The 17,127-nt window shown below is 39.8% G+C and carries 16 protein-coding genes and 1 pseudogene; 9 read left to right on the forward strand and 8 right to left on the reverse strand.

Annotated features, from left to right (window positions below):
• Positions 1–72 precede the first annotated feature (72 nt).
• The 5 genes and pseudogenes from ACE1ET_RS15355 (at position 73) to ACE1ET_RS15375 (ending at position 7,091) form a co-directional block, all read left to right on the forward strand.
• On the forward strand, positions 73–2,568 hold the full coding sequence (locus ACE1ET_RS15355; protein ID WP_375729308.1) for a glycoside hydrolase family 3 C-terminal domain-containing protein: 2,496 nt from the start codon (positions 73–75) through the stop codon (positions 2,566–2,568).
• An 86-nt stretch (positions 2,569–2,654) separates the two neighbouring features.
• A pseudogene (gene mnmH / locus ACE1ET_RS15360) lies at positions 2,655–3,656 on the forward strand (tRNA 2-selenouridine(34) synthase MnmH); the annotation flags it as partial.
• 12 nt (positions 3,657–3,668) lie between these two features.
• Positions 3,669–4,703 carry a selenide, water dikinase SelD gene (gene selD, locus ACE1ET_RS15365; RefSeq protein ID WP_375729520.1) on the forward strand — a complete coding sequence of 345 codons (1,035 nt, stop codon included), beginning with the start codon at positions 3,669–3,671 and terminating at the stop codon, positions 4,701–4,703.
• 227 nt (positions 4,704–4,930) lie between these two features.
• Positions 4,931–6,331, forward strand: a complete 1,401-nt coding sequence (locus tag ACE1ET_RS15370) for an MBL fold metallo-hydrolase (RefSeq protein WP_375729309.1) — start codon at positions 4,931–4,933, stop codon at positions 6,329–6,331.
• Between the two features lie 202 nt (positions 6,332–6,533).
• Positions 6,534–7,091 carry a hypothetical protein gene (locus ACE1ET_RS15375; protein WP_375729310.1) on the forward strand — a complete coding sequence of 186 codons (558 nt, stop codon included), beginning with the start codon at positions 6,534–6,536 and terminating at the stop codon, positions 7,089–7,091.
• Between the two features lie 22 nt (positions 7,092–7,113).
• Here the strand turns inward: ACE1ET_RS15375 and ACE1ET_RS15380 are convergent, their stop codons facing one another.
• Positions 7,114–7,326: a YwbE family protein gene (locus ACE1ET_RS15380; protein ID WP_375729311.1), complete on the reverse strand. Its 213-nt coding sequence runs from the start codon at positions 7,324–7,326 to the stop codon at positions 7,114–7,116.
• Between the two features lie 144 nt (positions 7,327–7,470).
• Between ACE1ET_RS15380 and ACE1ET_RS15385 the strand changes: the two genes are divergently transcribed.
• Entirely contained in the window at positions 7,471–8,013 is a 543-nt protein-coding gene (locus ACE1ET_RS15385) for an RNA polymerase sigma factor (protein WP_375729312.1), read from the forward strand.
• Positions 8,003–8,545 (forward strand): hypothetical protein, encoded by a 543-nt coding sequence (locus ACE1ET_RS15390; RefSeq protein WP_375729313.1) that lies wholly within the window; start codon positions 8,003–8,005, stop codon positions 8,543–8,545. The genes ACE1ET_RS15385 and ACE1ET_RS15390 overlap by 11 nt, the downstream gene beginning before the upstream one ends.
• Positions 8,546–8,789: 244 nt before the next feature.
• Here ACE1ET_RS15390 and ACE1ET_RS15395 read toward each other — a convergent pair whose 3' ends face one another.
• The 7 genes from ACE1ET_RS15395 to ACE1ET_RS15425 form a co-directional block, all read right to left on the reverse strand.
• Positions 8,790–9,392, reverse strand: a complete 603-nt coding sequence (locus ACE1ET_RS15395) for an FmdE family protein (RefSeq protein ID WP_375729314.1) — start codon at positions 9,390–9,392, stop codon at positions 8,790–8,792.
• A 54-nt stretch (positions 9,393–9,446) separates the two neighbouring features.
• Positions 9,447–10,442, reverse strand: coding sequence for a porin (locus ACE1ET_RS15400; RefSeq protein ID WP_375729315.1), 996 nt, complete (start codon positions 10,440–10,442; stop codon positions 9,447–9,449).
• Between the two features lie 4 nt (positions 10,443–10,446).
• Complete coding sequence (locus ACE1ET_RS15405; RefSeq protein WP_375729316.1) at positions 10,447–11,202, reverse strand: sulfite exporter TauE/SafE family protein; 756 nt, start codon at positions 11,200–11,202, stop codon at positions 10,447–10,449.
• A 28-nt stretch (positions 11,203–11,230) separates the two neighbouring features.
• Positions 11,231–11,935 (reverse strand): aromatic aminobenezylarsenical efflux permease ArsG family transporter, encoded by a 705-nt coding sequence (locus tag ACE1ET_RS15410; RefSeq protein WP_375729317.1) that lies wholly within the window; start codon positions 11,933–11,935, stop codon positions 11,231–11,233.
• A gap of 2 nt (positions 11,936–11,937) precedes the next feature.
• Positions 11,938–12,372 (reverse strand): nitrophenyl compound nitroreductase subunit ArsF family protein, encoded by a 435-nt coding sequence (locus ACE1ET_RS15415; protein WP_375729318.1) that lies wholly within the window; start codon positions 12,370–12,372, stop codon positions 11,938–11,940.
• A 104-nt stretch (positions 12,373–12,476) separates the two neighbouring features.
• Positions 12,477–12,776 (reverse strand): ArsR/SmtB family transcription factor, encoded by a 300-nt coding sequence (locus ACE1ET_RS15420; protein ID WP_375729319.1) that lies wholly within the window; start codon positions 12,774–12,776, stop codon positions 12,477–12,479.
• Positions 12,777–12,979: 203 nt separating this feature from the next.
• Positions 12,980–14,125 (reverse strand): vWA domain-containing protein, encoded by a 1,146-nt coding sequence (locus ACE1ET_RS15425; protein WP_375729320.1) that lies wholly within the window; start codon positions 14,123–14,125, stop codon positions 12,980–12,982.
• Positions 14,126–14,350: 225 nt separating this feature from the next.
• On the opposite strand from ACE1ET_RS15425, the gene ACE1ET_RS15430 reads away from it, so the two are divergent.
• On the forward strand, positions 14,351–16,285 hold the full coding sequence (locus ACE1ET_RS15430) for a tetratricopeptide repeat-containing sensor histidine kinase (protein WP_375729321.1): 1,935 nt from the start codon (positions 14,351–14,353) through the stop codon (positions 16,283–16,285).
• 3 nt (positions 16,286–16,288) lie between these two features.
• A complete protein-coding gene (locus ACE1ET_RS15435; RefSeq protein WP_375729322.1) occupies positions 16,289–17,041 on the forward strand; it encodes a LytR/AlgR family response regulator transcription factor in 753 nt (250 codons plus the stop codon).
• Positions 17,042–17,127: the final 86 nt, after the last annotated feature.

The raw sequence follows: 17,127 nt of genomic DNA on the forward strand, positions 1-17,127 counted from the left end.
ATAAAGTACGCCGGCAGAGTGAGTGTTTTAACTTAGGTCGGGTTATTAATACAATAAAATCTGATACGTAACATGAAGAAGCTAATCCCCTTATTTGTAGCAGGAATATTACTTTTATCCTGCGCCCCAAAAACTCAACAAACATACAGTGAGGCTGAAACAGAAGCTAAGATTGATACGCTTCTCAGCAAAATGACCCTTGAAGAAAAAGTAAATTATATAAACGGAATAGACAATTTTTATATCCGCCCGATGGAAAGGCTTGGGTTGCCAGCCGTGAAGATGACGGATGGTCCGGTTGGAACAAGGGGACATGGTCCCGCTGTATCCTATCCGGCCAGTGTGCTTTCTGCTGCCAGTTGGGATACGGCACTGGTCTATCAACTTGGTGAGGCAATTGCCAAAGACTGCAAAGTGCGTGGTGTCGATATTTTGCTGGCACCAGGCGTCAATATTGCCAGAAATCCGCTTACAGGAAGGAACTTCGAATACCTGGGTGAAGATCCTTTTTTGTCGTCTCGCATGGCCGCAAATTATATTCGTGGCGTACAGGACAACGGCGTGGTGGCAACCATTAAACATTTTGCGTGCAACAACCTGGAATACGACAGAAACTGGACCAGCTCGGAAGTGGATGAGAGAACCTTACACGAAATCTATTTGCCGGCATTTAAGTATGCGGTTGAACATGCAGGTGTCAGTGCGGTTATGAATAGCTATAATCCATTGAATGGCATCCATACTTCCCAAAACAGCCATTTGAATAATGACATATTAAAAGGAAAATGGGGCTTTAGAGGGATTCTGATGTCCGATTGGGGGTCGGTTCATAACGGTGTTGCTGCCGTTTTAGGCGGAACCGATCTCGAAATGCCGGGTAACCAGCACATGGTTCCAGACACGCTTATTCCTGCCATTGAAAGAGGTGAAATTACGGAGGACATGATTGATGCAAAGATCCGAAGGATCATGAGAGTGTGCTACCAATACGGATTTTACGACAAAAAAGAACTTACCGGCGATACAATAAAAACGAATGAAGAGAATGCTGCCATTGCACTGGAACTGGCCAGGGCTGGTATTGTTCTGCTGAAAAATGATTCAGGTATTTTACCTCTGAATTTGACTAAAACAAAGCGCATTGCAGTAATCGGACCCAATGCAGATAATTATGCCGCCGGTGGTGGCAGTTCATTTGTACCACCAACGGATCCGGTAAGTTTATTGAAGGGACTTAAAACCATGGCTCCTGATGCAGATATTCGCTATGCTGCTGGGGTTAAGAACTTCAGTGCACTGGCGCGCTCATCAGTTTTTTATGCCAATCCGGGCTCATCAGAAAAAGGTTTAATCGCAGAATATTTTAATAACAAGTCTCTTAAAGGATCGCCGGTTGCTGCACGAACAGAGCAGATTGTGAATAATGACTGGGGTCAGGCTCCCGGCGTTAAGGGTATAGGTGAAGATAACTTTTCGGTGAGCTGGACCGGTGTCATCCGGCCTGCAAAATCCGGGACCTATAAATTTGTGGTCCGGGGTGATGACGGCTATCGTTTATGGGTCAATAATAAAAAAATAATAGATAACTGGAGCGATCATGGGACAGAACAGCGTAACAGCTTATTGCCCCTGACGAAAGGCAAAGATTACAGTATAAAACTGGAATATTACGAAAACGGTGGCAGCGCGGTCATTGATTTTGCCTGGTATATGCCTGAGGATGAGAATGAAGATGATGAGGTGATCCGGATTGCATCCGAAGCAGAGGTTGCCATTGTATGCGTGGGATTCAACACAAATACAGAAAGTGAAGGCCATGACAGGACATTTGCTTTGCCGCAAAAGCAGGAGCGCTTGCTGAATCTTGTTACGGATCATAATCCGAATACCATTGTGGTTTTAAACAGTGGCGGAAACATAGATATGCAAGCCTGGTATGCTAAAATAAAAGGATTGATCCACGCCTTTTATCCGGGACAGGAAGGAGGAACCGCACTGGCAGAGATCCTGACAGGTGAAACGAATCCATCAGGGAAACTACCGGTCAGCTTTGAGAAAAAATGGGAAGATAATCCAACGTCTGCCACTTTTTTTGACGGGAAGAAAAATAAGAAGGTGAATTATACCGAAGGTATTTTTGTGGGTTACAGATATTACGATGCCAAAGATGTGGAACCTCGGTTTCCATTTGGCTTTGGCCTGTCGTATACAACTTTTGACTATTCCAATCTGAAGGTGCAGAAATCACAGAACGGATCTGATATGGCCGTGACCCTGACGTTTGACGTGACAAATACGGGTCCGGTCGATGGCGCAGAAGTAGCTCAGGTTTATGTGGCTGATAAGGATTGTCCGGTAGAGCGTCCCGTCAAAGAGTTGAAAGGTTTTTCTAAGGTATTTCTGAAGAAAGGGGAAACAAAAACAGTCACTGTTAAACTTGACCAATCAGCATTTTCATACTATAAGATTGATCAGCATGATTTCGGGTATGATCCAGGTACATTTGAAGTGTTGGTTGGAAGTTCATCCCGTGATATCAGGTTAAGTTCAGCTGTTGACATCGATTGATGAAACAGGCTGTCTGAGCCGTTAATATTTCAAAATTTTGGGAGCCAATCGGCTTAATCCAGCCAGATTACGTTACTTTTGCCCTGATGTTATCCGATATTGACATACAGAAGGCGCTGGCCTTGCAGTGGCCAGTTATCGATGTGCGTTCACCGGGCGAATTTGAGCATGGTCGTATTCCGGGCGCAGTTAATATTCCCTTGTTTTCCAATGATGAAAGAGCGCAGGTAGGAACTGTTTATAAAAAACAGTCCAGGGAAGCTGCGATTGAGCTGGGGCTAACTTTTGTAAGCCCTAAGCTGGATGACTTTATTACGCAATCGTTTCAGGTCGCACCTGACGGAAAGGTTATTGTGCATTGCTGGCGTGGGGGCATGCGGAGTCAGGCTTTTGCCAGGCATTTAGCGGATAACGGCTTCTCTGATGTCAGGGTGATTACCGGTGGATATAAATCGTACAGACGGCAGGTATTAAGCGATTTTACTATTCCGGTTCATCTGAATGTATTGGGAGGATATACCGGGAGCGGCAAGACTTATATTTTAAAGGAGCTCAAGAAGAACGGGAATCAGGTGATCGATCTGGAAGGTCTGGCACATCATAAGGGATCAGCTTTCGGTGGAATTGGACAGGCTAAACAGCCAACGGTAGAGCAATTTGAGAATAACCTCCATTCGGTTTGGCGTCAGCTTGATTTAAAGAAACCCATTTGGGTGGAGGATGAAAGCATTGATATCGGGAGGGTTAAAATTCCGGTACCACTGTTCAGGCAAATGACAGATGCACGTCTTGTTTTTATAGAGATTCCAAAAGAACAGCGAGCCCTGCATTTGGCAGCGGAATATGGAAGCTGTGACACAGAAGCACTGGCAAATGCCGTTCAGCGGATTTCAAAACGGTTGGGCGGATTAAGGGTGAAGAACGCTCTCGAAGATCTCGAAAAACAAAATTATTATGATGTTGCCCTGAATACGTTGCATTACTACGATAAAACATATTTAAAAGGCATGCAAAGGAGGAATAGACAAAACGTATTGCAGATCACCCTTCCTTCGACTAATCATGCAGAAAATGCCACAAAAATTGAAAAATACTTGAACATGATGGAGAATATTAAACTAACACAATACAGTCACGGTGCAGGTTGCGGATGTAAAATATCACCAGCTGTGCTATCCGATATTCTGAAGACAAACCAGGTGGCCACGCCTGATGCCCGTCTGCTTGTAGGTAACGACAGCCGGGATGATGCTGCTGTATATGATATGGGTGACGGAACATCCATCATCAGTACCACCGATTTTTTTATGCCTATTGTTGATGATCCGTTCTCTTTTGGTAAAATAGCGGCCACCAATGCCATCAGTGATGTGTATGCCATGGGTGGAAAACCGCTTTTGGCAATTGCTATTTTAGGATGGCCTGTGGACAAGTTACCGGCAGAAGTGGCTCAGCAGGTTCTTGAAGGCGGACGGCAGGCCTGTAAAGAGGCCGGGATTTCCCTGGCGGGCGGACACAGCATTGACAGTCCCGAACCGATATTTGGCCTGGCTGTAACAGGACAGGTGGATCTGAAGAAACTTAAACGCAATGATACCGCAACAGAGGGATGCCGGCTTTATCTGACTAAGCCACTTGGTGTCGGGGTATTTACCACCGCTCAGAAACAGGGGAAACTGCTGCCGAAGCATCAGAATATTGCACCCGATTCCATGTCGAAGCTGAACAGAATAGGACAGGAACTGGCTGAGATAAATGGCATCACGGCCATGACTGATGTGACGGGATTTGGTCTTCTGGGACATCTTACCGAAATGTGTGAGGGCAGTAAGCTTTCTGCAGAAATTATGTTTGATAAAATACCGGTCTTTCCGGATGTGCAACAGTACCTGGATCAGAAATGTATCCCCGGAGGAACACACCGCAACTGGGTAAGCTATGGACAGCATATTCAGTTAAAATCAGAAAGCGACAAGTTTATTTTATGTGATCCTCAAACCAGCGGAGGACTACTGATTGCTGTGGCAGAAGAAGCTGTTGATGCCGTGGAGGTGTTGTTGAAAAGTCACGACATTGAACCGGTTTCATTTGGAAGGTTATACCCGCAATCAGATACCCTGATAAAAGTAATTTGATTTTAAAGCATGCAATTATTTTAGGTAATTTCAGAAAGTTTTGTTGTCCACTAGTATTTTAAATCAGGGATTACTTGTCAAGTACTCACTACTGGACTTTAGTAGAGCCTTTTAAAGTTTTGATTTCCCCGGATACGCTTGAATAAAATTTGGTTTCCCGGAATAACTTGTTGCAATATTTGCTACCTTGTTACACTTTTACCAACTTACTTAAAAAACCAACCGTTATGATTGTTAAATTCTTAGGCGCGGCTCAGGAAGTTACCGGAAGTAAGCACCTTGTTATCACCCAGAAAAACAAAAAGATATTATTGGATTGTGGCATGTATCAGGGCAAAGGAAAAGAAACCGATGCCATGAACCGTGATCTTGGCTTCGAGCCATCCGAAATAGATCATATCATTCTAACCCACGCACACATCGACCATTCGGGCCTGATTCCATATGTATACCGGCGCGGGTTTTGTGGTTCGGTGATCTGTACACATGCCACGCTTGATTTGTGTAAGATTATGCTGGCAGATTCAGGTGCCATACATGAGGCTGATACGATATTATTTAACAAAAAAATGCTGGCACGCGGTCTTCCACCGGTTGAACCGATTTACACCCGTAAGGATGCTGTGAAATGTATGGAGTTGTTTATCGGTGTGGCTTATGAACGAAAGTTTTACATTGACCCTGAAACAAAAGTGCGGTTTACAAATACCGGTCATATGTTGGGAAGTGGTACCGTAATGCTGGAAATACTGGAGACGGATGGGTTGAAAAAACTGGCCTATACCGGTGATATTGGACGAAAACACAATAAAATACTACGTCCACCCGTGCCTTTCCCGCAATGTGATTTTCTGATTACGGAATCCACTTATGGAGATCGTCTGCATAAGGATCATAAGGAAGCACGGAATGAACTGCTCCACGTCATTAAACATACCTGTATTGAAAAGAAAGGGAAACTGGTTATTCCTTCGTTCAGTGTGGGGCGTACCCAGGAAATTGTGTATACCCTGAACCAGTTGTTCAATGAGGGCAAACTGCCACGGGTGGATATCTATGTGGATAGTCCGCTGGCAGTGAATGCCACAGACGTATTTCGCCTGCATCCGGAGTGCTTTAATGATGAGATGCTGGACGAGATGTATTCGGATCCTGATCCGTTTGGCTTCAACCGTCTGTTCTATACCAGAACGGTGGCAGAATCAAAACGCATAAATGAACGCAAAGAACCCTGTGTGATTATATCTGCATCGGGCATGATGGAAGCCGGACGTGTAAAACACCATCTGGCCAACACCATTGCAAATCCACGGAATTCAGTTCTGGCAGTAGGATACTGTGCGCCGCGAACGCTGGGAGCTAAAATATTGCGGGGGGACAAAGAAATCTCAATTCATGGCAATGTTTACCCGGTGAATGCTGAAATATTCAGGATTGATTCTTACAGTGGGCATGGCGATTATGAGGAGATGATCGATTTTTTGAATTGCCAGGACAAGGAGCAGATTAAACGGACCTTTATCGTTCATGGTGAGAAGGATGCCCAGGAAACGTATAAACAACATCTTGAAGACGATGGCTTTGGCAATATTGAAATTCCGGAAAGAGGATATTGGGTGTCGTTGTAAAAAATGCTTGGTGACCTTTGTGCGATACTTCGTGACCTCAGTTGTAAATTTAGCCACTAAGCAATACCAGTGTAACTCACTAATGTCATAATGATTTCAAGTATACACTGTAGACTTTAGATTTAAAAAAAGTTTGTAACATTTCGGGCTCAGGTTAGTTTTAACAGTATCGCCAGACATTAAAATATTTAAATTACCGCTTATGAAATCAGTTTTTCTAACAGCCATTGTAATTGTATTAACTACTTCATGTATATCAAACCGGTACATGCTGAATGATAATGGTTATAAAAGCACAGCATTAATTTCTGTTATTAAGGAAGCAAAGACAAATGGACAAAAAATCCATAAACCTCTCATTGTACTTGACGGTATACCTTATCGCTATGATGTTGAGTTGAAACAAAGCAGACTTCCTGTCAGGCCGGACGATATTGCGAGAATGTCTGTTCTGAAAGAAAACATGGGAGCATCTATTTATGGTGAAACTGGCAAAGGTGGTGTAATTCTGGTAACTACAAAGCAAGCAGCTATAAGTCCACAAAAAAAAGAGGTTAGAATTGACTGTTCTCAGCCGGTAAAACAGGACAAGTTATTGTATCTGGTGGATGGAAAGATCACCTCACAATCGGAGATGAACGTTATTGATGCTTCGTCTATTGATTCCGTTAATGTGATCAAAGATCCTGATGAGATTAAGAAATACACCACTGAAGATTATGATGGGGTGATCGTTATACGAATGAAACAATCGGATTAATTTTATCATCAGAACATGGAAGCTAATCTTCCAGTATATGCTTCACCCGTCCAACTTCTCCCGATTCAAGCATCACTTTAATGCCGTGGGGGTGATTCGGGGATTTAGTCAGAATTCTGGCAACACCTCCTTCCGTTAGTTCTCCGGTTCGCTGGTCCTGCTTCTGAACCACTTCAACCAACATCCCAATTTTTATATTATTTCTTATGCGGCCATCTTTACACGATTCATTCATCTTTTTACCTGATTACTGATATGTTCAAATATTATAGCGCAAATCTAAGTGTATTTTCTTTGATTTATATCCTGATCCTTCAACGGATTTGTAAATCAGGTTTTTTATATAAAATTTGTAACTTTTCTTTCAACTTCTGTACTAATGGGTAAACCAAAGATTAACATAGTGAAGAAAGAAGACACATTTAACCGGCTGGTGTCAGAGAATAGCGAACGGATCAGGCGCATCTGTTGCTATTACAATAGCAATCCGGATGATCAGAAGGATATGTACCAGGAAGTCCTGGTGAATGTATGGAAGAGCCTGGACAATTTCAGGGGTGATGCCAACATTAACACCTGGATCTACCGTATTGCTGTGAACACCTCGCTCACCTTTACCGGTAAAGCATTTAAGGAGATGAAATTGCTTGTCAGACAGGATGCTGAGAATCTGAGCTCTATTTTGGATGACGAAGATCTGGCAGCAAAAAAAGTACAGGAGACACAACTGGAGAATCTGCAACTGGAACTGAATCAGCTATCCGTTATTGATAAGGCTTTGATTTCTCTCGTGCTCGAAGGCCTGAGCATGAAGGATATTGCCGATATCATAGGGATTTCTGAAGCGAATGTGAAGGTTAAGATTCACCGGATCAAACAACAATTAAAAGAAAATTTAAAAGCGTTTACCCATGAAAAATGAAACAAATAAAAATGGATCTGTCAATCTGGAATCCTTAGTTGGCCGATTGAGAAATGAAGATCAACGTTACTCAAGATTGAGTAAAGGGATACAAATTGTTTATTTTGTATTGCTACCTATTTACGTGTTATTATTGATAGTACATATTATTGAAGGCAGTACCTGGTACGAAATTTTTGGAAGCGTGTGCTTTGCATTATCCATGCTTATTTTTGCCCTTTTCTTCCGCAGATACTATAAAGAATATAAATATGTGGATTATGCTCAGCCCACACTATCCATGCTTAAGGATGCAGCTTTTCGCTATCAGCCGTTTCAGTGGAGGATGATCTGGCTTGTGTTGGCACTCTTCTTTATGGACATAGGATTAAGTCTCACAACTTTTCAAATGGCATACACAGTCCTGGTACAGATTTTGTTTTTAGGAAGTCTTGGGATTGCAACAATTATTGGATATATCATCTGGTGGTTTCGCTACAGACCCTTAAGAATGGATACTTTGAAACTGATTAAGGAAATAGAAGAAGATTAATATTATTTAGGCTGTCCAAAAAGACAAATAAAAATATTAGAAACTTATAAATTGAAAGTAATCCTTGTTTTACCCCTCCAAACCTCTCCGTCAGCTGACGGAAGGCTTTTGGTCCCCTTTCCGCGTGTCGCCGAAGCTATTGTGGAGGAACAAGGGGATTTAGGGGTAATTTTTTAAAAAACTACTTACAATCTGTAACTAAAGTTTATACAGATATTAATTTTGGACAGTCCCAAGTCGGATGTTATTTCGCTGCACATTCCATGCACACCTTTTTGTCTCCTTTAACGCGTCCGTATTCCATTACAGTCATTTCTCCGCATTCTTCGCATACAAAGCTGTTAAAAGAGTGAACCGGTTGTTTCCACTGGTATTCAAACACCTCTGAAATTTTCATCATCTTATCTTCCGGTGCATTCATTACTTTAACTACCAGAGGTTCTACCACGTCGTCAGGAACCTGTGTTGGGGGCACTCCTTTTTCCCTGTAATCTTTAAAAAAACTTGTTTTTTTATTGGCCAGCATGGCTTCTGCTGTTGGAGTAACCCGTACGGCACGGTTTGTTTTTTTGTCGATCAGGGTTAAAGCCCATTTCCCTCTGTGGGTTTTCTCAATATTTCCTTTCCCAAACGTACAACCTGTTATGACCTGAATACCATCTGCAAAACAGGTGGCGCAGTGATTCTCTCCAAGGTCGAGGATGGCGTGTAGGGCGCTGTCGCCGGTCCGTTCAACACCAAGTGCATTCATTGCTGCTGAACCAACCCGTAAGCCGTTCGGCATTGCAGGACATTTGTGTCCGTGAAATTTTTGCCCGAATTCGAGCCAGTCTTTTGGATCTACCATAATTTTTAATTTTATAGTGTTTAAAATCGTTTTACGTTAAATTTATTGTCATTTTCATCTAAAAAATAACTGTAACTGAAGGTTGACAGAATAATTATTAAGTTTTCCATTAGCTACCTTCATCCTGTTATCAAGCATTACTTTAAGTTTATCTCCATTTAATTTATAGTTATATCCCAGGTGAACTTCCGGATAATTTTCTGTTTCGCTAATAAGGTCATTGTATTGATTCCATGAAGCAACCAGTTGATTTTTTCCGAAATTTGTATTCACTAACACATACCATCCATTTGCCATGTTGCCATCAAGGTTTGCCTGTAGATATTCGGCCTGAATATTGAATCTTTCGGTATGCCACTGAGCAAAGAGATTAAATCGAAAATCATTTCCTGAATAGGAAACGGAATCGGGAAGCACATTGGAAATTTTTAGTTGGTCGGCTTGCCGGATCATGACAGAGTAACCAGCATAGAGATGGTTACTGAATATATCAAATGCTGTTTTTTGAGTAAAAAGAAACCCGGTATTATCAAGCCGGTATTCCTTAATGCCGTATCCATTAAATGCTCCCAACCAGACTGTTACATGCTTTTTCCGGGTTGTGTACTGTGCTTCAATACCAATGTCCCGAACTCCCAGTGTTCCGTTTGGTATCAGGGCATTTATTACACCGGTTCGCTCGGTAAGAGGAATTTCATAATCGTGTTGAAACCGTTGCAAACTGTAATGAGGAACAAATTGTCCCATATTAACCCGGAATTGACCTTGTTCATAAAAAGCCATTACGTCCTGAAGTAAAAACTTTTCATTTTGCAGACTTGTGATAGTCGTTTGCAGATGAAATCCCCAATGATTGCTGAACTCCGGAGCTGAACCGATCCAGAGTTTCATTCGGCGCATGGCAAAGTTGTTTTCAGAATTTAAATTACTGGTGAACCTTAATTGTGTGTACCCGTCCCATTCTATAGGAGAGGGTTCATTTATTGTTTGGGCCGGAATTGACAGACTTATCAGCAAGATTAATATTGTATATATTTGTCTCAATGTCATTCATTTATTGATGAAATGCAGACGTAAGGAGCGGCCAGCTCAATTTAACAGCCATCAGTAACAGGATAACAGCAAGGATCTTTTTTACTGTTTTGGGATCAAGCTTTTTATGCATGAATATGGTTCCTAAAGTGGCACCTGCCAGTCCGCATGCTGCAGCTATAAGCGATACCTTCCAATCCACGACACCCAGGCTCCAGTAAGTCAGAAATCCTGAAAATGACGAAAACGGAACGACGAATGCAGTTATCGTTGTTATTTTTTTGGGGTTGAACCCCAGCATTAATAAGAGCGGAGATATTATGCTGCCACCACCAATTCCCAGGATACCCGATAGCAATCCGGCAAAGATGCCTATGAGAGTTAAGGCTAATATGGGATTGTCTTTCCGGTACACATCCAATTCTTTCCGTTTGTGAAAAAGAAACATGAATCCCGAGAATACTAAAAAAGCGATAAAAAGTCCCAGAATTATCTGTTTTGGGATGAATTGAGAAACCCAGGCTCCAACAATAGCAAACAGAAATGATGAGATGATAATGGGAATTGCTCCTCTGAAATCAAGAAGTTTGTTCCTGATATTGCTGATGCTTGCACCGGTTAAACTAATCGTATTGTAAAATAACCCGACCGGTCTGGCAACATTAATTGGAACTCCCAGAGATATGAGAATTGGAATGAGTATAACGGCACCACCAATCCCTCCGAGAGAAAAAACAAAAGCGGCAATAAATGATATGATCCCAATTAAGTAATCCATCGTTCATCGTTAATATTCTGGCTGAGATTTAAGAAGCAATAAAAATGATATATGTTTCATAAAGTCCGATCCCAATAAATAATACGGCAACAACTTTCCGGAACCATGTTTCAAAAACTTTTATCTTGTTGTACAGATTTCCGACTGATCCAATGCTGAAAGCAACTAACCATGCAAAAAGAATAACCGGAATCCCTGTAGCAATAGCAAATGCCAGGGGAAGGAATAATCCACCGGGACTGCTCATCGTCATCGGGATCAACATACCAAAATAAAGCACGCCACTATACGGACAGAAGGCAAGGGCGAAAACAAGGCCAAGTAACAATACGCCCCAAAATCCAGAGTTGGATTTGCGTTCCATTTTTGAAGTGAGTATGCTGATGCCCGGTATACTTAAACGGAGAACACCCAACATAAATAAGCCGATAATGATAAGTAAGGGTCCGAGAAGTTTTTCGCCCCATTCCTGCAGGAGTGAAGAAACCTCGAACTGGCTGGCCCCCAAAAAGAAAATGATTCCGATGGAAGTATAGGTGATTGCTCTCCCCAGCGTATAAACCACACCGTTGATAAAAACTGTTTTCCGGTTCTCAATATCTTTACTTATAAACCCTATTGCCGTAATATTAGTCGCTAAAGGACAGGGACTTATGGCAGTCATGAGTCCCAGTATAAAGGCTGATAATAACGGAATTTCTGATGACTCAAAAAAGTTTTGAAGCAGCTCCATTACTATAACATTGCATCGACCGTTTCCTTAATCTTTTCTTTTAATTTCTCTGGTTTGGTTCGTGCATTCATAAATGCATCATTGGTCAGATTTACGACTTCATCGCCTTTAATAATCAATAATGTAGTGCCACTGACCTGGTACTTTTTGATCAAAGGATTTTCTTTGTCCTTTTCCCTGTTTATTGACTGGAAAGGAATTTTGTCTCCGTAATTCTCTTTCAGTGTTTCCTTTGTTACTTCTTCTACCGCCTGACAGGTAGCACAGCGTTGGGTTGCGTGAAAATAGTAGGCTTTAACAGCAGATTCAGCATTTTTCTGATCCGCTTTTTGTGCGTTCTCTTTGCAGGCCGGATCAGGGGTGCTGCAACATTGTGCCTGTATGGCTACAAGTCCGGTTACAAATACAAAGCAGAATAAAATGAGTGTCTTTTTCATGATTCTAATTTTAATGAGTTAATCTGAGTGAGTTTTTATTGATTTTATCGTTTTCAAATTATATTCGAAGTTCGCAAAACACCGAACAACCGGATTAAATTTTTTTAGAGCTTTAAAAATTTCTTAAACAGTTCCTGTGCTTCATTCCAGTTTTCTTTATTAATGCAATACTTAACCTTGGGTGTTTCAATTTCTCCCTGTATTAAACCTGCCTCTTTTAATTCTTTTAGATGTTGCGAGAGGGTTGATTTAACAACAGGTAGTTCTTCCGAAATATCGCCACTGTAACAACAACTTTGTTGGGAAAGCAACTCCAGCACATACATACGTATCGGATGACCCATGGCTTTTGCATAACGGGCCATTTTCTTTTGCTCTGTTGTTATGACGTCTTTCTTTGTCATTATTGTTCGTTAATTAACGAACAAATATAATTACTTTTTTTATATTGATTGCCGGTAAGATGTTAATTTATTTAATGATCCGATGACTTTAAGTTTATCTGATCACTAAATACTACAAATAAAAGGAGTACTGGCGTAGCGCTTTGTACTCCTTCTCAAATCCATTTTCAACAAAAACAGGGCTTGTAATTATTATATTCAGATTAGTTTTCAAATACAAAATTCTTGTTATTTGCCTGAATCTTAATGGCATTTAACATCACATCATCCAAAACTGAATCTTTTGATTTTTCGGCTTGTTGTTTATGAACATATTCTTCGCGCATTGCGTTTAAAGCAAGAATTTCTTTCTGGATTTGTTCCCTCTCAATTTTACGTGATTCTATATATTTTACTTTGTCTGTTTCGCTCATACCTTTCATCTCCTGTGGCAGTTCTGTATCTTTAATTTGTTTGATGTCAAAATCTTCCTGCTCACTGGCATCGACCAAATCCCATGATTCGTTTTTGTAGACATACGATGCTTTTGATACGGACCGTTTTACAGCATTTACTTTACTTATGCTACCCGCATTGGCATCCTGTCTGATCTGATTTTCTTTCTTTTTTATTCCCAGTTTCCCGTAGGAAATATACGTGTCATTTAAATTTTCGTTAAGTTCTGATATACGATCATCATAAGGCGATGAAATGTAAACCGTTTTGCAATTTTGGTTGATGCTCATGTATTTGCCTCCGGTGATATCTGAGCCTTTTTTCCAACTGGTTCTTACGCCTTCGTTAAAATCTCCGCAATAAATCGTATTGACAATGATGTCTTTATTTCTTGCACGGTAACAGGCATCCCTGAAATCTACCGAACCCTGGGTAAATGGTTCATTCCCGGCAATAAAAATTAACTTTAAATCTTCTTTTGATGCATTCCATTCCAATTGATCCATAGATGAGTTTATTACCTGACCGCAAAATTCATTGCCTCCATTAGTTCTTAATTCGAATAATTTTTGTGATACCATGTCAAGATCTTTCGTTAGGTAAATAACCTGACGGATATAACCTTCCTTTGGACTGAGTCCATCATTTCCGTATTCGTATAATGCAATTTGCAAATCCGGTTTTTCGCCATCGCATCTGGCCTTAGAAAGTTCATTCACAATAGTCCACAGTTGGGATTTGGCCTGCTCTATCAATCCATCCATACTGTTGCTTGTGTCAAGCAACAATGCAATTTTTATAGATTTTTTTTCATTGCCGTATGCATTACTCTTTATGCCAATGAAAAGGAGAACAATGAACAATCCTGTAATGATGAGATTTTTCTTTTTGGAGATAAGCATTTTTGTTTTCATAACGATACTTTTTTACTGATTTATGACGTAAATGTATCCTCAAAAAAATGGTGAGAAAAGCAAGAATTAGGGAACGAGTCGTTTGAATTAGTAAAACAAACTTTTTACAGAGTTAACGATAAGAATAGTGCGTTAATCATTGATTATAAACGGATTTTAGCGGATTGACAATTTTTTGTTGTCTGTTTTTGTTTGTACTTTTATCTTGAAATAGAAAAATATCAAGTGAAGAACTTAATAATTATATTCGTTTTTGCTATTTGTTTCTGGCAGGTTTCTGTGTCTCAATCTAAAATCAGAAGTTATGGTTCAAATAATGCCGCTGCACTACTGGATTCTGCAGAGTACTGTAAATCAAAAGATGCAGTTAGAGCCTACAATTTTGTTGAAAAAGCACTTGAGGTCATTCTTCAGACAAATGATAAAATAAGTGAGGTCAGGGCTTACAGCACACTTGGTGATATAAATTTAAATTCCGGACAATATGATTTGTCTACTGAGAATTATTTAAAAGCAATTCAACTCTCGAATTCAATACAAAAGAAAGATCTTTCGTATCATTCTCGAAAAAATATTGGGTTGGCATATCAAAAAAACGGGGATTATGATAAAGCATTATACTATTTAAATTCATTTTTAGCTGATAAATCCAATAAATTAAGTTTGGATGATATGGTTTTTGCTAAAATTCATATGGCTGAGATATATGAATTAAAGGGTGAAAACTTGCTTGCAGAGCAGACCTATAAGGAAGCTTTGGAGATTGAAAAAAACAGAAATAATACTGATGGTATTATTCTGATTCAGGACAAACTGGCAGACCTAAACATAAAGAAAGATGATGCAGCCGGAGCTATCAGGTATTACGAGGAATCAGAAAGGATTGCAAAAGAGGCTTCTGACCAGAAATTGTTTATGAATTCAATACGAAAAAAGGGGGACGCGTATAGATTGCAGGATAAAGTTAATGATGAGCTTAAGGCCAGACAACAAGCGCTTGAAATTAATGAAAGTCTTGGCGATAAAGATGCACAGAGTGAAGATTTGCTGAAAATTGGGAATATTTATGTCGATCAAAATCAGGAGGGAAGAGCTATTCCGGTTTTGGAGAAAAGCGTTGATCTATCAGACCAAACACGAAATATTGCTCAAAAGAAGGAGGCATTATACTCTTTATCAAAAGCGTATGAAAAACTGGATCCTAATAAAGCTTTGGAAACTTACAAGGAGTATTTAAAGGTTAATGACAGCCTGAATACAAACCGCGAAAAAGAACTTCTCAGCAGAATAGATATGGCTACATCTTTGAACAGGAAGCAGCAAAGAATTGATCTGCTGGAAAAGAATAAAGAGCTAAATGACAAAACCATCGAAATTTTAACCCAGGAAAGAGAATTAAAAGATCAGGCCATAAAAATGCAGCGGATTACCATTGTTGCATTAGTTATTATTTTATTGGTTCTAACTGTTTCATCCGTACTGATTTTAAGAAGTGTAAGACAAAAACGCTTCGCAAATCAATTACTTGCATTAAAATCTCTGCGAAGTCAGATGAATCCACATTTTATTTTTAATGCTTTGAATTCGGTGAATAATTACATTGCCAAAAATGATAAGCTTTCAGCAAACAGATATTTATCAGACTTTGCTTTTTTAATGCGTTCGGTTATGGAGAATTCAAAATATGACTTTATTGCTTTAACTGATGAAGTTAAGATTATAGAATTGTATTTAAAACTTGAACACGAAAGGTTTAAGGAAAAATTCGATTATATGTTTAGTATTGATGAAGATGTCAATACAGAATCGTTTATGATTCCCCCAATGCTGATACAACCATATATTGAAAATGCAGTGTGGCATGGCTTAAGATACAAAGAAGAAAAAGGAATTTTGCAGGTTGAATTAAAGCAAGTGGATAATTGCCTTGAGATTACCATTATTGATGATGGTATTGGCCGTATAAAATCTCAGGAAATTAAAACAAAAAATCAGCGACAGATCAATTCAACAGGGCTTAAAAATATAGAGAATAGACTTAAAATAATCAATAAAGTACATCATCTGGGAATTAAAGTTGAAGTGAGCGATTTAATTCCCGAAACACATAGTGGAACCTGTGTCAAGATTATTGTTCCTGAGAATGAAAAAAATACATAGCAGATGGAAGACAAGTTAAAAGCTGTGATTGTGGAAGATGAAATGGCCAGCAGGGAAACACTGTCCACTTATCTTGATAATTATTGCCCTGATGTACAGGTGTTGGCAGAGGCTGATTCCATTAAGAACGGATTGGAGATCATAAAAAAACACAAACCTGATGTGGTATTTCTTGATATTGAAATGCCTTACGGAAATGCTTTTGATCTGTTGGAACAGATTCCTGAGATAAATTTTGAAATTGTTTTTGTAACGGCATATAGTAATTATGCGATTAAAGCTCTGAATTTGAGCGCCTCGTACTATATATTAAAACCAGTTTCTATTGATGAGTTAATTAAGGCCATTGAAAAAATAAAGGCTAACAAGAGCAATTCGGAGTTATCTATTCATTCCAAAATATTGCTGGATAATATTCAGGAAGTGAACAGACCCAATCATAAGATTGTATTGCCCACATTGAATGGATTTGAGATTGTACATGTCCGGGACATTATCCGGTGTCAGGCAAATGATAATTTTACGGAGTTTTATTTGAAAGACAAACAAAAAAAACTCATTTCACGGACTCTGAAGTTTTACGAAGAATTATTAACGGATTTTGATTTCGTACGTGTTCATAAATCTCATTTGATAAATTTTCAGTATGTATCGAAATACATAAAAGGTAAAGGAGGTCAGATTGAAATGGCTGACGGTTCTGTTGTGGACGTTTCGGTAAGTAAGAAGGCAGAGTTTTTGGATAGGTTTAAGTAAAAACATTGTTTTGGTTTACTGACCCAAACGTACTACTGACCCCTAAAATTTGATTAATTTTTGCGATCCGATGAACTAAATTTCAT

The organism is Quyinboa mangrovi (genome assembly GCF_042219825.1).
In the GTDB taxonomy this organism is placed as follows: Bacteria; Bacteroidota; Bacteroidia; order Bacteroidales; family UBA5342; genus JBHJHP01.

Excerpts from the sequence above, each read along its gene's own strand:
- ACE1ET_RS15385 (WP_375729312.1), top strand. The coding sequence starts at position 7,471 with ATGGGTAAACCAAAGATTAACATAGTGAAGAAAGAAGACACATTTAAC.
- ACE1ET_RS15380 (WP_375729311.1), bottom strand. The coding sequence starts at position 7,326 with ATGAATGAATCGTGTAAAGATGGCCGCATAAGAAATAATATAAAAATT.
- ACE1ET_RS15355 (WP_375729308.1), top strand. The coding sequence starts at position 73 with ATGAAGAAGCTAATCCCCTTATTTGTAGCAGGAATATTACTTTTATCC.
- ACE1ET_RS15370 (WP_375729309.1), top strand. The coding sequence starts at position 4,931 with ATGATTGTTAAATTCTTAGGCGCGGCTCAGGAAGTTACCGGAAGTAAG.
- ACE1ET_RS15390 (WP_375729313.1), top strand. The coding sequence starts at position 8,003 with ATGAAAAATGAAACAAATAAAAATGGATCTGTCAATCTGGAATCCTTA.
- ACE1ET_RS15435 (WP_375729322.1), top strand. The coding sequence starts at position 16,289 with ATGGAAGACAAGTTAAAAGCTGTGATTGTGGAAGATGAAATGGCCAGC.
- ACE1ET_RS15405 (WP_375729316.1), bottom strand. The coding sequence starts at position 11,202 with ATGGATTACTTAATTGGGATCATATCATTTATTGCCGCTTTTGTTTTT.
- ACE1ET_RS15395 (WP_375729314.1), bottom strand. The coding sequence starts at position 9,392 with ATGGTAGATCCAAAAGACTGGCTCGAATTCGGGCAAAAATTTCACGGA.
- ACE1ET_RS15375 (WP_375729310.1), top strand. The coding sequence starts at position 6,534 with ATGAAATCAGTTTTTCTAACAGCCATTGTAATTGTATTAACTACTTCA.
- ACE1ET_RS15420 (WP_375729319.1), bottom strand. The coding sequence starts at position 12,776 with ATGACAAAGAAAGACGTCATAACAACAGAGCAAAAGAAAATGGCCCGT.
- ACE1ET_RS15425 (WP_375729320.1), bottom strand. The coding sequence starts at position 14,125 with ATGAAAACAAAAATGCTTATCTCCAAAAAGAAAAATCTCATCATTACA.
- ACE1ET_RS15400 (WP_375729315.1), bottom strand. The coding sequence starts at position 10,442 with ATGACATTGAGACAAATATATACAATATTAATCTTGCTGATAAGTCTG.
- selD (WP_375729520.1), top strand. The coding sequence starts at position 3,669 with ATGATGGAGAATATTAAACTAACACAATACAGTCACGGTGCAGGTTGC.
- ACE1ET_RS15415 (WP_375729318.1), bottom strand. The coding sequence starts at position 12,372 with ATGAAAAAGACACTCATTTTATTCTGCTTTGTATTTGTAACCGGACTT.
- ACE1ET_RS15410 (WP_375729317.1), bottom strand. The coding sequence starts at position 11,935 with ATGGAGCTGCTTCAAAACTTTTTTGAGTCATCAGAAATTCCGTTATTA.